Raw genomic sequence first — 15173 nt, 5'->3', positions numbered from 1 at the left:
CGTTACGGGTGAGGGGGTGGGGGAGGGGGCGCGGCGGGGCTGCCGAATCCCGGGGGGCGCACCGTACGAGGCGGGGGCCGCGTACCCTCCCCATGCTCGCCATAACCCTCCGTGTCCGGACCCTCCATATCCGCCGTATCCGGCCGTATCCGGCCGTCGGTGGGAGATACCGCACGCGGATACTGGGCCCAGTTCTGCGGGCCCACGCGGTGTGCACCCAGGTGACGGTGAAGAGGGAGAGGAGCGGACCGCCGCTCCCCCCGCCACCCGTGTCGTCTCGGTGCAGGCCGAGAGAGCAATGAACCGTGCCCTCCGCCGTGAGGGTCCGGAGCATCCACTCGACTGAGCCAAGCTGTGTGGCGAGTTGCCGCCGGGTGGATTCATCGGGAGCGGAATCAAGCAGGGGTGCCAGAACCGCGGCCATACGAGCCCCGGGAGCTTCACCCGCCGTTCCCAGCAGGGAATCGAGAGGCACCGGTGTGAAACCTGCGGGGATCGCGAACCACAGACCCGGGCCGGGTTCGGAGACGCTCGGGTGGAGGGTGCAGGGCGCTGTGGTCATGGTTCAGATCTTCTGCGCTTGCGGAGTGGGGACGGAAGCCTGGGCACCGGCACGACGTGCGCGCTCCACGTCTTCCGGATCGGCCGCCCACGCGGGGCCCGCCGAAGTCCTGCCGAATGCCGTTCGCTGATACAGCACATGGAGTCGGACCGGAGCGTTTCCATCCCGGGACGGGGCCGCGACGACTCCCATGAATCGAGGGTCACCGGAGAACCAAAGCGGTTCGATCTCCGCCTTCAGTTGCGGCTCGGTACGGGGGCCGCCGATCCGCCTCAACCACCAATGCGAGCGGTGATGCCTGATGAAGACCAGCGGCACCTTCTCGCCGGGGTTCCGCGGATTCCGGAACTCGAACCACATCCCGTCGTCGCCCGCTTCCGGATGCCTCTTTAGTCCGCGCGGAACGTCCTTGAGGATCGACCAGGGATATTCCCTGAGGATGCGCCGCATGCGGAAAGCCCACGGAAAGCAGGCGAGCTGCACGAAGACTCGATACAGCCCATAGAGGAAGTAGGGCATGAAGATCCAGACGACCCATCCCGGAGACTCCGTCGAGATCCCCAGCAGCGCCACCCACGCCCCTGCCCAACCCACAAGACCGACCGCGTTCCTAGCCATGTGCCTGCCCCAGGCCCGCCGTGTGAGCGAGTGGTCCCAGGCGGTCGGGTGATCGGCGGGGTTCATGTCTGTTCTGCTTTCGCTGGAGACGGTCGAGAGTCTCGGGTCACTGGAAGGCACGCCGGAGCAGGTCAATGGCCTCCCCGCCGTCGACAGGACCCAGGAAAGCCCCGTCGAGCGCGGTACCGATATTCGCTGCCGTGTCATTGTCAAGAGTGTCGGCCAAGCCGGCGGCGAGACCGTACGTGGCGGTGGCGAACCCCGCCCAGGGCGCGGCCTTCTCACCGAGCTCGACCGCCCTGGTCAGTTGCGGGGCTTTGACAATCACCTTGCCCAGCAACGGGTTCTCCAGATCGGTGAACTCCCGGGCACCGGCCATGGTCTTCTCTCCGAACAGGCTCAACTTCTGTCCGAGGCTGAGGGCTTCCTCGGCACCCCGCGCGCCGCGCAGCGTGCCGGCCGCGCCTTTTCCGACTGCTCCGATGCCCGGAAGCATGCCCAGCCCGTCAGCCGTCAGCCCGATCGCGTTACTGAAGAAGTCCGCGTCGAACTCCCCATGCCTGAAACCGTCCCACAGGGACGCACGCACGGCGGGATCGGAAAGCCGCAGGCTGACGGCGCCTGCGCTCAGCACGGAAGCGGCCAGCAACAGGGCAGCCGCGGCGGTACCACCCGTTACCACGAACAGCGCGATGATGCCGATCAGGGCCGCCGTCCAGCTCAGGATGTCCGGCAGGTTGTCGGTGAGCCAGTCCAGGGCCTCATCGAAGAAGCCCGGCTCATGAGGCGCGAGCTTCTTCGTGGCGTCGCGGATCTTCCCGGCTCGAAGACGAGCCTTGTCCTCGTGCTCCTCCGCGAGCCTCCGCGCCTTGCCGCGGACCTTCTCCAACTCGTCCTCGGCATCGTCCACCGCAGCGTTCGCCCGCGTCAGCGCCTTCCGCGCGCAGTCCCCGCGGCTCCCCTTGCCGTGCAGGTCGGGGTCCTCCCCTGCCCGGGCGGCATGCCCCTTCGCCCGGTCTAACGCGGCCTGGGCCTCCTTGGCGTCCGCCTCCAGCCGCTTGGCCCGCCGCTGGAAGTCGTCGAGTTCGGCCTCCCAGCGGTCAAGTTGCCGTGCTGCCTTGCGAATCGAGTGGGCCGCGTTCTTCAGATTCAGCGGCAGAGGACCGCCGTCGAGCTGCTCCCGGAAAGCGACCGCCGCGTCACCCTCCCAGTAACTTCCCTCCATCAGCCTCGTCACCAGGCCATGGGTCTCTTCGAGAACCTTCGCGCAGTTGCCGAGTTTCCTGCGCAGGGCACGCACGGTGTCGGGGCTGCCCGGGACCGGATTGAACCCCAGGTGCGGGTAGTCGGGGTTCGGAATGTCCGGGTCGTACGGCGAGGACTTCAGGCCCTGCGGAAGGTCACCGTTGTGCCGTGCGGCGGAGTCGGAGGAGTTGGCGGAGTTGGCGGAGTTGGCGGACGGATCGGGGTCGATCCCCGGCGCGTAGGTCATTTCGCGCCCCTCGCGGGCGCGTTCCCGGACTTCCGCAGTGCTTCCTTCGGCGCCTTGCGCAGGCCCTTCACTGAATCGGCGGACGAGTTGAGCATCTTCACGAAGTGCTCAAACTCGCCCCCGTCAACGGCCAACCGCTCCGCCACGCCCTGTGCCTCTTCCGGATCTCAGCGAGTCCGGAACACGCCGGACTCAGCGATTGACGGACTGGATCTCCTGTACGACCACGTCCTGATCAGCACCGAACGTGCCATCCGGCAAGTCCTGCGCCTGAGCAACACCCGTACCCGTCCAATGGATCCGCCACGTAACCGTCGCCCGCAAAGAGAACGAGCCACCCCCCGAAGAACGCAAATACTTCACCCCACAGGGTGGCGTCTCCCCCGCCCGCCCCTTCGCATACGCCTCACCGATCCGGCCCCCCGCAATCTCACACACCCCCGACGCCGGATACGTCACCGCATCCCCCGTCCCAGGCTCGATCCTCAACGAAACCGGCTCCGCCACCGTCGTCGCCGACACATTCAGCAACGGCACCGACGCCGTCACCGACACCGGCCCGAACTCCGCCGTGTCCAACCACGCCCACGTCGGCAAATTCACCTTCGTCACCCCCGCAGGCGCCAAATCCACCTCCGTCGACGGCACCCGAATCTCCGCATACGCCAACTGCGCCAGAATCTCCGGAGTGATCGCCTCCGGGACATCGGCGGGCGGGGCATCACCGGTGTCCACCCAGAAGATGGACTTGTCGCACTTCAGCGCCCCCGGGTCGCCCTCACGCCCCGGCGTGACATACGAGTCCCACCAATAGCCCTTGCCGGCCTTGTCCTTGTTGAAATCCTTCGCCTCGCCACCGTTGACGTACTTGTCCCGCTGCGTCGCATCCCACTCGGGACTGGTCGACTCCGCGTTCCAGATCGGCTCCAGATACTTCTGCAACTGATCCGGCGTGTACTTCGGGGCGTAGTAGCACGCAGGGGGCGTCCAGTCACCTGACGAGGAGGTCACTCCACCGGTCGAGTTACCGGAGCCGTTCTTCGAACGATCGAAGACCACGACGCCCGCTGTGGCGGACAGGTTGCCCTCGCCATCCGTGTCACCGTGCGCCTGGCCGTTGGGAGGAGGATTCCGCGTACCACCACCTATCTCGTTGTCGGCCATCGCTGGGGTGGCACTCAAGGAGATCGAGCCGATCAGCGCGGAGGTGATCAGAACGCGTGACCCGGTCCTCAGGGCTGGCACTTAGAACTCCCCCTCTGGGAAAGAAGCTTCTCGATGACCCAGACGCCCTTTTCGTTCTTGTGGAGCTGGGTGTTGTAAAGCACGTAACTGTTCTTCGTGACAGCCGTCTTGTTGATCTTCTTTGACTTCAGGTACATGTCGTACGCCTTGCCCTGGTCCTCGCAGTACACGAGCGACGCGCTGTCCGAGCCGTTCACCTTCACCGCGGCGTCGTAGTAGCGGTAAGCACCCGTTGTACGGGCCTTGGCCTTGACGTAGGCCTCAATGAACGTCTGGGTGGCTGCGGCCGCTTCGCCCTCGTGATAGAAGAGGTAGCCCTTGTCGAGAGCGTCCTGATTGGCGATGGCAAGGGCAACTGCCTTGATCGACTGCTCACTGTCCGAGAGAACCGCATCCTTCTTCTTGTCCCCCGTCTTGGGCCAATCGAAGGTGTACGTCAGATCCGAGGGCAGCTCGATCTTCGGCCGCCCCGCATCCACCGAAGCACTCGCACTCGGCGAAGCCGGCGCCGAGCTGCCGGTGTCCGCCCCCGCGATCTTGTCGTTGGCCTTGGACTCACCGTCACTGCCCCCGCACGCGGTCAAAAGCAGTACGGCTGTCGCGCCGACGGCGGCTGTGGCAAGCAGGCGGGGACGGCGGTTCACGGCAGGCTCCTGTGCGACGTGGGGTGCGAAAGGGCAGCAACACGCTATCGGGGGCCCACGGGACGACACCAGAGCGAACGGCGTCAAGCGAACGGATCAGGGACGGACGTAGCGGCGCAATCAGGGATCAACTGCCCTCCCTTATAGCTCTATTGAGTGACCGACCGGAGTGGGATGCGTCACCGACTTGGCCACCGCAAACTCACTCCAGCGGACTCACGAAGCACGCCGAACCCGCGATCTGGCGGAGAAGTACCCTGTACTCCCGCTGACGCGCCACTGCCGTGGTGCTCAGGGTGAACACCGCCAGCCGTCGGCAGTCCGGGTGGGGCAGGTGGGCGTAGAACTGGAGCAGCGGCAGCTCCGGCAGACCGTAACCGGCCCTGGGAGTCCGAAGCGTCTCGCTGAACGTCGCCGGACCGCAGGGCAGTTCGGCGTACTCGACGCCCGTCTGGCTGTCGAGGTCGCTCACCGCGCGAGCGGCCGTCACCGCACGGGGTGACGCTGCCGTCGTACTCCAGGAGAGCGTGAGGAACGACAGCAGCAGCCCGCCGCCGCCCGCGCCCGCTCCCTCGACATCGTCACGATGCAGACCGATCGAGCAGTGGACGACTCCTGCTTCACCCAGGGCGCCGAGCAGTTGCCGGCCCTGGGCCAGCCGGGCGATGAACTGTTGCCGAGCCAGTTCGTCGGGCGCCGCGAGGAGAAGCGGCTCCAGGACCGAGTTCAGGTCTCCGCCCGACGGCGACTCCGCCGACGGAAGCAACGCTTCGAGAGGTACCGCGGTGAACCCCGTCGGCTCGGCGAACCAGATGTCCGCCTCGGGGTCTTCGGCCGACTCTGCGACGGTGATGTGCGGTGCTGGTGCTGTGGTCATCGGGTCCTGCCAAGGGCGAGTCAGTGCGGGCGGACGTGCGGGTGAGGGCTCACCGTGTTGGGGACGTGTGCTCCGGAACGGCGGGCCCGTTCCAGCGCGGCGGGGCTCGCGTCCCAGTCGACGGGCTCGATGCCACGGTGACCCGTGGCCGTGAGCTGGTAGAGCAGGTGCAACCGCCGGGGGGCGTTGTCGTTGCGGCCGGTGGCAGCGATGACGGCGATGAACCGGGGGTCTCCGGCGAACCAGAGCGGTTCGATCTGCGCCTTCAGCTCGGGTTTCGTACGGGCGGTCCCGAACCGTCGCATCCACCAGAAGGTACGCATCCCGGAGAGGAACAGCAGCGGGATCTGCTCTTCCGGCCGCTCCGGGTTGGGCAACTCCAGCCACATCTCGTCCTGTTGCACCTGGGGATGCTTGTTCCGGCCACGGGGAATGCCGGTAAGGAGCTGCCAGGGGTACTGCTGGAGAACACGCCGGATGTAGAGCGAGGGCCGGATGTAGGCGAGTTGGAGGACGGCTCGGAACGCTGAATACAGCAGCACCGGGATGAACAGGAAACCGTAGCCCGGACTCAGAAAGGAGACTAGGAACCCTAGAGAGCCAACCCAGACTGCGATCCAGCCAACCAGTCGCAGACCGGTGGTGATTACGTGCTGGATCCAAGCACGTCGGGTTGCCGGATGATCCCAGGCAGTTGTGTAGTTGGTCGCGTTCATCGAGTGAGATCCCTTTGACTTACCCTAAAAGACATGGCGAGCGACATCAATGAGCGCTCCGCTGTCAATTCCGAGTCGAAGTCCGTCGATACCCGCGACGGATCCGTCCTTGATTCCGTCGTCGTCGGTGTCTACGGCAGACATGGCCAGGCCGAAGCCTGCCGTGGCTACGCCGACCCCGGCTGAAGTGACCTCGACAGCTCTCGTCACTTGAGCTGCTCGGGCGCCCCTGATCGTGAAGCCCAGCAATGAGTTGTCAAGGTCGGAAATGGCCTTGGTGTTCTCCATAGTCACGCTTCCGAAGCGCGATACGCGCTGCCCGATGACCAGGGCCTCCCCTGCTTCGCCGGTGGCTCTCAGGCCGGCGACCGCCCCCTTACATGCCGCACCCAGGCCCGGAAATACGCCGAGTACGTCGCCTCCTACCGTCACGAAGTTGCTCCAGAAGTCCGTATCCAGCTCACCTTTGGTAAAACCGTCTTTGAGCGAGGCCCACACCGCTGGATCCTGAGTGATGCGCCACGACAGGGATGTTGCGCTCAAAACCGACGCCGCAAGCAACAAAACCGCCGCCGCCGTCCCACCCGAAACAACGAACAACGCCACCAGCCCCACAACAGCCCCCACCGCACTCAGAATGTCCGGCAGGTTGTCCACCAGCCAGTCGAGGGCGGAGTCGAACCAGCCCGGTTCGTGCGGAGCGAGTTTCTTCGTCGCGTCGCGGATCTTGGCCGCCCGCCGCTGGGCCTGGTGCTCGTGTTCGGAGGCCAGTTCCCGCGCCTTGGAGCGGACCTTCTCCAAGGCGTCCTCGGCGTCGTCCACAGCCTGGTTCGCTTTGGTCAGGGCCTTCCGCGCCTCGGTGTTCGCCGAGTTCTTCTGGTGGAGGTCGGGGTCCTCGCCCGCCTGGGCGGCATGCCCCTTCGCGCGGTCCACCGCGGCCTGGGCCTCCTTGGCGTCCGCCTCCAGCCGCTTGGCCCGCCGATGGAAGTCGTCGAGTTCGGCCTCCCAGCGGTCAAGTTGACGCGCCGCCTTGCGAATCGAGTGGGCCGCGTTCTTCAGATTCAGCGGCAAAGGACCACCGTCGAGCTGCTCCCGGAAAGCGACCGCCGCGTCACCCTCCCAATAGCTGCCGTCCATCAGCCTCGTCACCAGGCCATGGGTCTCTTCGAGAACCTTCGCGCAGCCGGTGAGTTTCTTGCGCAGGCCCGCCACGGTGTCCGTGCTGCCGGGTACCGGATTGAACCCGAGATGGGGGAAGTGCGGGTTCGGGATGGGGGGTGCCGACTTGAGGCCCTGCGGGCGCGAGCGGTCGGCGCGGGATCGTGGATCGAGGGCGGCTCCCGTGTCTCCGGGCGGGTACGTCACCGCGTACCACCGCCGGCGCCACGGCCGTTCCTGCTGTGCGCCAAGGCCCGTTCCAGCGCCTTGTCGACCTCGCGGTAACTGTCCCGGCTCTTTCCGACGATCTTCGCCAGGTCCTCGGTCTGCTCACCGATCTGGTCGGTGCCGAACTTCCAGTTCTCCTGGAAGTCCTCGCAGGCCCGGTCCAGGTCGTCCGTGCCCAGACCGGTGACCGTGGCGTCCTCCAGCGCCTTGCGCATGCCCTTCAGCGAGTCGGTCGACGCCCTGAGCATCTTCATGAAGTGCGACAGCTCATCGCCGTCAACGGCCAACCGCTCCGCCACGCCCTGTGCCTCTTCCGGATCTCAGCGAGTCCGGAACACACGCCGGACTCAGCGATTGACGGACTGGATCTCCTGTACGACCACGTCCTGATCAGCACCGAACGTGCCATCCGGCAAGTCCTGCGCCTGAGCAACACCCGTACCAGTCCAATGGATCCGCCACGTAACCGTCGCCCGAAAAGAGAACGAGCCACCCCCCGAAGAACGCAGATACTTCACCCCACAGGGTGGCGTCTCCCTCGCCCGCCCCTTCGCATACGCCTCACCGATCCGGCCCCCCGCAATCTCACACACCCCCGACGCCGGATACGTCACCGCATCCCCCGTCCCCGGCTCGATCCTCAACGAAACCGGCTCCGCCACCGTCGTCGCCGACACATTCAGCAACGGCACCGACGCCGTCACCGACACCGGCCTGAACTCCGCCGTGTCCAACCACGCCCACGTCGGCAAATTCACCTTCGTCACCCCCGCAGGCGCCAAATCCACCTCCGTCGACGGCACCCGAATCTCCGCATACGCCAACTGCGCCAGAATCTCCGGAGTGATCGCCTGGCGGATGTTCGCCGGTGGAGTGTCGCCGGTATCGACCCAGAAGACGTCCTCGTTGCAGTCCGTCGCACCGGGGTCGCCCTCACGGCCTGGGGTGACGTACGAGTCCCACCAGTAGCCCTTGCCGGCCTTGTCCTTGTTGAAGTCCTTGTACGGATGCCCGTTCACATACTTCTCGCGTTGCGACGCGTCCCACTGGTAACCCGTCGAATCGACACCCCAGATGGCCTCCTTGTACTTCTCCATCTGTGCGGGTGTGTACTTCGGCGCGTAATAGCAAGCGGGCGGCGTCCAATTGCTCGAAGCAGCGGTCACTCGGCCCGTCGACGCTCCGGACCCGTTCTTCGAACGATCGAAGACGACAGCTCCGGCGGTGGCGGACAGCTTGCCGTCGTCCGTGACGTTGCCGCTCGGCATCGGCGAGGTGTTCTCGTTGCCCTCGTCGCCACGTCCACCGGCGTACGAGAGCTGGGGGCTGAGCGCCGCAAGGCAGAGCAGCACGACGAAGGTCGCCGAACCGGTTACTCGCTTCAGGGCTGGCACTGGTCGGCTCCCCGCTTCGAGATCACGTTCGTGGTCTGCCACACGCCGTCCGCGTTCTTGACCAACTTGGTGTTGTACAGCACGTAGCTGTCGGCCGAGGTGGGCGTGTTCTCGCGCTTGTTCGTCTTGCGGTCCTTCAGGAACGATTTGCTCTCGTCCGAGCAGTAGACGACCACGGCACTGCCATCGCTCCGGAAGCTCACCTCGCGGTCGAAGTACCGCGTGATACCCGTCCACGAGTGGTTGTGGTCCAGGTAGCCCCGAACGAACGACCTCGCACTGTCCAGGGCCCCTTGGGCGCTGTAGAAGCCCAGCGCTTCGGTGTTGACACGTCCTCGGAAGATCGCGTCGTCGATGGAGTTGACGCGCTCGGCGTTGTCCGCCAGCACGGCGTCCTTCTTCGCGTCTCCGGTCTTCTGCCCCTCGAACACGTTCCGCGCGTCGGACGGGAACACGATCTTCGGCCGCCCCGCATCCACCGAAGCACTCGCGCTCGCACTCGGCGAAGCCGGCGCCGAGCTGCCGGTGTCCGCCCCCGCGATCTTGTCGTTGGCCTTGGACTCGCCGTCACTGCCCCCGCACGCGGTCAAAAGCAGTACGGCTGTCGCGCCGACGGCGGCTGTGGCAAGCAGGCGGGGACGGCGGTTCACGGCAGGCTCCTGTGCGACGTGGGGTACGAAAGGGCAGCAACACGCTATCCGGGGCCCACGGGACGACACCAGCGCGAATCAGCTCCCCCGAACCCCCCTCCCCCTCCGCTTCCCCTTCCTCCCATCCGGCCACAACCGTGGTGGGCGCTTCGCGGCGATGTCCTCGATCCAGCCGAAGGCGAGGATGGCCAGGGCGATCAGAGGCCAGACCAGGATGAACATCCAGAGGGAGTACGTGGAGTCGAGAGCCGCGGCGGCGCTGTCGCCGGACATGAAGGGGAGCGCGTACATCTGGTCGATGATCGGGACCGTGGCCATGATGAGCATGTTGTGCCACAGGTAGATCGTGACCGCGCGGTTGTTCGACAGCGTGATCGGCTTGTCCCACCTGGCGAGGCGGCCCGGCAACTCCTGCCAGGACGGGCTGTACTGGAGCAGGATCACCACGAACCCGAACGACCACAGCGCGTCGGCCAGCGGGATGTCGTTCAAGTCCCAGCCCTCGGGGCCCAGATGGCCGGACGCCCACCACAGGGCGAAGCCCATCACCAGGGCGGAGCACGAGATCGCGACGTAGCGCGGGATCTGCGCGAGCTTGCCCTCATGGTGGGCGAAGCCGAGGACCCAGCAGGCGCCGTAGACGGCGAAGTCGGTGACGGCGTTGCCCGTTTCACCGGGGATGGTGACCAGCCCGGTGCCGACGACCGCCGTCAGTGCCAGCGGAGCCAGCAGCGTCGCCCAGGGGACCCGCCGGAACGCCCACAGCAGGACCGGGGACGCGACGACGAACCACAGGTACGCGCGCAGGTACCAGAGCGGGCCCGCGCCCTGTTCCGCCCAAGTCGCCTCCAGCAGGCCCGACTCGGAGCCGATGTGCTCCGGGTACGGCGGAGCGCCCACCGGGACGATGTAGTTGAGGACGTCGACGACACCCCACGCGCCGCCCCCGGTGTCCGGGTCGTGCGCGGGGTTCCAGCCGCCGGCGAACATCAGCGCCAGCACCACCGCGCTGAACGCCCACAGCGGAGGCAGCAACCGTCGGACGCGTCCCCGGATCACACTCCACGCCGGCCGGTTCAGCGAGCGTGCCATCAGCGAGCCCGCCAGCGCGAACATCACGCCCATGGAGGGGAACAGGACCGACAGCCACGCCCAGCCGAAGAGGTGGTAGACGACCACGCGGACCAGGGCGATGGAACGGAGCAGGTCCAGGTAGCGGTCCCGGCCCGGGCGGCGGGGTGCCGTGGACAGCGGGCCAGGGGCCGGCCCCCGCCCCGGTTCCGCCCAAGCCCCCGCCCCAGCCGCTGCCGCAGCCCCAGGCACCTCAGGACTTACCGGCACCCCCGCCGCCCTCACCTCCCCTCCGGTTCCCATTCCGGTTCCCGTTTCGGTTCCCGCCTTCATACGCCGGTGCGCCGCGCCCGTACTCGCTCCCGCACTCGCTCCCGCACTCGCGCGCGTACTCGCGCCTGTACTCGCTCCCCCACCCTCGCTCCGGCCCCCCGTGCCCCCGGGCTGCCGTGGCACTCCGACCCTCGGTGATCCCAACGGCGGCGTGGAGCCCGCCGGGTACTCGTGTGTGTCGGTCATCCGACCGGCCTCCGTTCGTTCCCGTCCTGCGGCTCCCGCTGGCGCGGGGCCGATACCGGCGCCCCCACCACGCCGGTGCGGCGCAGCTTCTGCCAGCGCAGACGGCCGCCGGTGAGGGCGGTGATCCAGGACTGGAGCAGCACGACGTACATCAACTGCCGGTAAAGGATCTGCTGGAGAGGAAGCGAGATCAGGTGGGTCATGCGTTCCTTGTCCAGGCGGAAGGCGTACGCCGCGCACACCGCCTGGATGGCGAGGACGCCGAGCCAGGCGGCGACCGTCTTCTGGGTCGGGCCGAAGATGACGCCGTAGAGCAGGAAGATGTCGATCAACGGGGCCAGCAGCGGGGCCAGCACCATGAAGAGGGACACCAGGGGCAGGCCGACCCGCCCGAAGCGGCCGGAGGGGCCCCGCTCGATCAGGGCGCGCCGGTGCTTCCAGATCGCCTGCATGGTTCCGTAGCACCAGCGGTAGCGCTGGGACCACAACTGCTGGACGGACTCCGGGGCCTCGGTCCAGGCGCGCGCGTTCTCCGCGTAGACGACCCGCCAGCCGTCGCGGTGCAGGGCCATCGTGATGTCGGTGTCCTCGGCGAGGGTGTCCTCGCTCATCCCGCCGACGCGCTCAAGTGCCGTACGGCGGAAGGCTCCTACGGCGCCGGGGATGGTCGGCATGCAGCGCAGCAGGTCGTACATGCGGCGGTCGAGGTTGAAGCCCATCACGTACTCGATGTGCTGCCAGGCGCCGATGAGGGAGTCGCGGTTGCCGACCTTGGCGTTGCCGGCGACGGCGCCGACGCGCGGGTCGGCGAAGGGCTGGACGAGTTCGCGGACGGTCGCGGGTTCGAAGACGGTGTCGCCGTCCATCATCACGATGATGTCGTGACTGGCGTTCGCCAGGCCCCTGTTGAGGGCGGCGGGCTTGCCGGCGTTGAGCTGGCGCACCACGCGGACGTTCGGCAGCTCCAGGTCCTCGACGATGCGGGCGGTGCCGTCGCTCGACCCGTCGTCGATGACGAGGATCTCGATGGGGTGCTCGCTCGCCATCAGGGAGTGGACGGTGTTCTCGATGCACTTGGCCTCGTTGTACGCCGGGACCAGCACCGACACCGGTTCGGTGACCGGCGTGCGGCCCCAACGGAAGCCGGCGCGGCGGACCTTGCGCGCGTGGGTGGCGGAGAGCAGCAGCATCAGGCCGAACCGGGTGAAGACGAGCACGCCGATGACGGCGATGCCGACGACCAGGACGTCGGTGATCCTCTCCGCGGCCTGCACGAGGAAGATCCAGGCCCGGCCCTTCCACAGGTCGAGCCCGGTGACCGGGGTGTGCGCGCTCGGCGCGTTCAGGGCCTCGGTGAGGTTCTCGAAGTCGTAGCCCCGCTCCTGGAGTTCGGGGATGAACGTGTCCAGGGCCTGCACGGTCTGGTGGCGGTCGCCTCCGGAGTCGTGCATCAGGACGATCGCACCCTTGCCGCCCTTGGGGGTGGCCCGGCGGACGATCTCGGCGACGCCCGGCTTCTGCCAGTCCTCGCTGTCGGTGTTGTTGACGACGGTGATGTAGCCGCGGGTGCCGATGTACTTCGTCACGGGCCAGGACCGGTTGTCCATGGCGTCGGCGAAGGAGGAGTACGGGGGCCGGAACAGGGACGTACGGATTCCGGCGGCGCCCTCCAACGCGAGCTGGCTCTGCGACAGTTCCCAGTCGATGCGGCCCTTCGACTGGTACGACAGGTCGGGGTGGTTGAAGGTGTGCAGGCCAACCTCGTGGCCCTCCCGCACCATCCGCTCGACCAGGTCCGGGTAGCGCGAGGCCATGGTGCCGGTGACGAAGAAGACCGCGTGGGCGTGGTGCGCCTTGAGGACGTCGAGGACCTTCGGCGTCCAGGTCGGGTCGGGTCCGTCGTCGAAGGTGAGGACGAGCCGGTGGTCGGGGATGCGCAGGCTGGTCGTACGGCCGCCGCGGGTGTCGATGACCGGGCCGCCGTCGAGGATCTTCTCCGGCACCTGGTCGGTGGCGGCCTCCGGTCGGACGCGGTGGTCGGCGAGGATCTCGCTGTGCACATAGCCGCGCAGCATCAGCATCGCCATCATCGCGAGCAGGATGAACATCGGCAGCAGCAGGCGCATCGGCAGCCGCCGGCGCCGGGCGTCACGGTGACGTTTCTGGGTGGTGCGTGGGCCAGGACCCGGCGCTTTGGACGCCGGACCGTGACGGCTGGTACGGGATGCCATCAGAGAGGGTGCTCCGGGAACGTGTGGGGAGAGGGTCGGGTGGCGGTAGCGGAAGTGCGGGGTGCCGCGCGGCCGTGACGGGTGGCGAGAGGCGGATGGCGGGTAGCGGGTGGCGGGTGGCGGATAGCCAGCAGGAGTACGGGGGTTACGAGCCCGGGGGTGGGGCGGCACTCGCGACTACGGCCGTCACGGGCCACGCCGCAGGTGCGCCGGGGCAACAACCTCCCTTCCGGTAAAGGAGGTTGGCGCGATTCCGGCCAACTCCCCCCGGCACAGGCACCGTTCAGCACCATCCGACAGACCGACGGAACGGCCGGAAGTGACGGAACCGGCGAAACCGGCCGAATCGGCCGCCTACGCGTCGCTCGGCGCGGCAGGCGCCGACGAGACGGAGTCGCTCGGGGCCGGCGCCGACGGGGTGAAGCCCGCGGGCTGTACGCCGCCTGCTCCCCCAGCCTCACCACCACCGCCGCTGCCGGCCGGAGGCTCCGTGTCCGGCGGAGGTGTCGTCTCCGTCGAGGTCGGCGGGTTCGGTTCCGCGGGCGGGTTGACGACCGTATCCGACGGCTTGGGCTTGGGGTCCAGCCCCGACCCCGGCCCCTTGGTCGTGACGCCCGGCTTCGGCTTCTTCGTCGCCGACGCGCTGGGTTTCGGCTCGCCGGACGCTCCCGGGGCCTTGGAGGCGCCGGAGGCCTTGGCCTTCGGGGACTTGCCCGGCTCGGGTGTCGTGCCGTCCTCGGCGGTCGCGACCGCGCCCGGTGCGGCGGCTTCTCCCGGCGCGGACGGGTCGACCGCGTGGGAGGGCAGCGGTTTGGTGTCGACCTTGCGCGCGGGCTGGTCCTTCTTCTGGCCGGGCACCGGCAGCCAGGGCGCGTTCGAGTTCCCTGACAGGAGGGTGGCGACGATGACGACGGCGTAGACCGCGCAGGCCGCGGCGACGAGGATGCCGAGGCGGCGGTAACGGCGGCTTCGGCGGCCGGACTCGTCCACGAAGACGGGCCCGTCCGACTCCTGCCCGGCCGCGCCGCCCTCGGTCTGCTTGACCAGCCGGTCGTCCAACCGGCGTCCCGTGCCGTCGAGTTGCACGGTCACCTCGTGTGGATCGTGGTTGTGCCCGGGGACGCCCGGCTGCTCCCAGGAGGGCGGGGCCGTACCGGAGCCCGGCGCCGTGGGCCCCGGGTCCGAGGACGACCGCTGGGTCACCACGGAACCGGTGAGCACCTCGGTCGGCGGCTCGGAGCGGTTGGAGTCGGTGGAGCCTGCGGGGTGGGAGGCGTCGACACCCTCGGCGCCCTGCGGGCCGTCGAACACGGACCGCCCCTTGGCCCCCTTGACCTCCTTGCCCCTCTGGGCCTCTTTGACCCCCTTGGCCCGCCGGCCACGCGACGAAGAACCACCCTCGGCCCCCCGGCGGGACGACGCTCCGCCCTCCGCGGATCCCCCGAACGCGAACCGCGACCGTCCCGACCTCCCCGCCCGGGCACGCCCGCCCGACGGTCTCACCTCGGCACCGACACCGACACCGGTACTGACACTGGCACTCGTACCGACACTGGCGCCGGCATCGACATCTGCCATGGCCACGGCATCACCCCGACCGGCAAGCGGCCCCCCACCCGCCGCCCGCCCGGACGGCAACCCGGCACCCGCCGACCGCCCGGACAGCAGCCCAGCCTCCACCGCCCGCCCGGACCGCCGCCCCGAACCCGCCGCCGCACCGGCGAGAAGCCCCGCGTCGGACGCGCGCCCCGCCGGCAGATCGGCGTCC

The 15173-nt window shown here is 68.1% G+C and carries 13 protein-coding genes; all 13 read right to left on the bottom strand.

What is annotated here, in order from left to right:
- Positions 1-565: 565 nt before the first annotated feature.
- The 13 genes from AB0912_RS02370 to AB0912_RS02310 all read right to left on the bottom strand — a co-directional run bounded on the left by AB0912_RS02370 (position 566) and on the right by AB0912_RS02310 (position 14716).
- Positions 566-1135, bottom strand: a complete 570-nt coding sequence (locus tag AB0912_RS02370; protein ID WP_366695873.1) for a hypothetical protein — start codon at positions 1133-1135, stop codon at positions 566-568.
- Positions 1136-1286: 151 nt separating this feature from the next.
- Positions 1287-2672 carry a hypothetical protein gene (locus AB0912_RS02365; protein ID WP_366695871.1) on the bottom strand — a complete coding sequence of 462 codons (1386 nt, stop codon included), beginning with the start codon at positions 2670-2672 and terminating at the stop codon, positions 1287-1289.
- A gap of 192 nt (positions 2673-2864) precedes the next feature.
- Positions 2865-3917, bottom strand: coding sequence for a hypothetical protein (locus tag AB0912_RS02360; protein ID WP_366695869.1), 1053 nt, complete (start codon positions 3915-3917; stop codon positions 2865-2867).
- Positions 3905-4561: a hypothetical protein gene (locus tag AB0912_RS02355; protein ID WP_366695867.1), complete on the bottom strand. Its 657-nt coding sequence runs from the start codon at positions 4559-4561 to the stop codon at positions 3905-3907. Before AB0912_RS02355 ends, AB0912_RS02360 begins: the two co-directional genes overlap by 13 nt.
- Positions 4562-4763: 202 nt before the next feature.
- Complete coding sequence (locus tag AB0912_RS02350; RefSeq protein WP_366695865.1) at positions 4764-5438, bottom strand: hypothetical protein; 675 nt, start codon at positions 5436-5438, stop codon at positions 4764-4766.
- 20 nt (positions 5439-5458) lie between these two features.
- Positions 5459-5980 (bottom strand): hypothetical protein, encoded by a 522-nt coding sequence (locus AB0912_RS02345; protein ID WP_366695863.1) that lies wholly within the window; start codon positions 5978-5980, stop codon positions 5459-5461.
- A gap of 198 nt (positions 5981-6178) precedes the next feature.
- Positions 6179-7366 carry a hypothetical protein gene (locus AB0912_RS02340; protein WP_366695861.1) on the bottom strand — a complete coding sequence of 396 codons (1188 nt, stop codon included), beginning with the start codon at positions 7364-7366 and terminating at the stop codon, positions 6179-6181.
- A 149-nt stretch (positions 7367-7515) separates the two neighbouring features.
- Positions 7516-7839 (bottom strand): hypothetical protein, encoded by a 324-nt coding sequence (locus AB0912_RS02335; protein ID WP_366695859.1) that lies wholly within the window; start codon positions 7837-7839, stop codon positions 7516-7518.
- Positions 7840-7887: 48 nt separating this feature from the next.
- A complete protein-coding gene (locus AB0912_RS02330; RefSeq protein ID WP_366696270.1) occupies positions 7888-8808 on the bottom strand; it encodes a hypothetical protein in 921 nt (306 codons plus the stop codon).
- A 113-nt stretch (positions 8809-8921) separates the two neighbouring features.
- Complete coding sequence (locus tag AB0912_RS02325) at positions 8922-9584, bottom strand: hypothetical protein (RefSeq protein ID WP_366695857.1); 663 nt, start codon at positions 9582-9584, stop codon at positions 8922-8924.
- A gap of 78 nt (positions 9585-9662) precedes the next feature.
- Entirely contained in the window at positions 9663-10988 is a 1326-nt protein-coding gene (locus AB0912_RS02320) for an acyltransferase (protein ID WP_366695855.1), read from the bottom strand.
- Between the two features lie 182 nt (positions 10989-11170).
- Positions 11171-13300 carry a glycosyltransferase gene (locus tag AB0912_RS02315; RefSeq protein WP_366695853.1) on the bottom strand — a complete coding sequence of 710 codons (2130 nt, stop codon included), beginning with the start codon at positions 13298-13300 and terminating at the stop codon, positions 11171-11173.
- Positions 13301-13759: 459 nt separating this feature from the next.
- The gene (locus tag AB0912_RS02310) at positions 13760-14716 is read right to left on the bottom strand and encodes a hypothetical protein (RefSeq protein WP_366695851.1); all 957 of its coding nucleotides are present in this window, start codon (positions 14714-14716) and stop codon (positions 13760-13762) included.
- Positions 14717-15173: the final 457 nt, after the last annotated feature.

Origin of the sequence: Streptomyces sp. NPDC007084, from assembly GCF_040703595.1 — a bacterium.
Classification (GTDB): Bacteria; Actinomycetota; Actinomycetes; order Streptomycetales; family Streptomycetaceae; genus Streptomyces.
The sequence above is the reverse complement of the archived record's forward strand: the minus strand, read 5'-3'. Positions and strand labels throughout refer to the sequence as shown.

What these genes read in the sequence shown, in the direction of transcription:
- AB0912_RS02365 (WP_366695871.1), bottom strand. Translation starts at nt 2,672, where the DNA reads ATGACCTACGCGCCGGGGATCGACCCCGATCCGTCCGCCAACTCCGCC.
- AB0912_RS02350 (WP_366695865.1), bottom strand. Translation starts at nt 5,438, where the DNA reads ATGACCACAGCACCAGCACCGCACATCACCGTCGCAGAGTCGGCCGAA.
- AB0912_RS02330 (WP_366696270.1), bottom strand. Translation starts at nt 8,808, where the DNA reads ATGCCGAGCGGCAACGTCACGGACGACGGCAAGCTGTCCGCCACCGCC.
- AB0912_RS02320 (WP_366695855.1), bottom strand. Translation starts at nt 10,988, where the DNA reads ATGAAGGCGGGAACCGAAACGGGAACCGGAATGGGAACCGGAGGGGAG.
- AB0912_RS02315 (WP_366695853.1), bottom strand. Translation starts at nt 13,300, where the DNA reads ATGCGCCTGCTGCTGCCGATGTTCATCCTGCTCGCGATGATGGCGATG.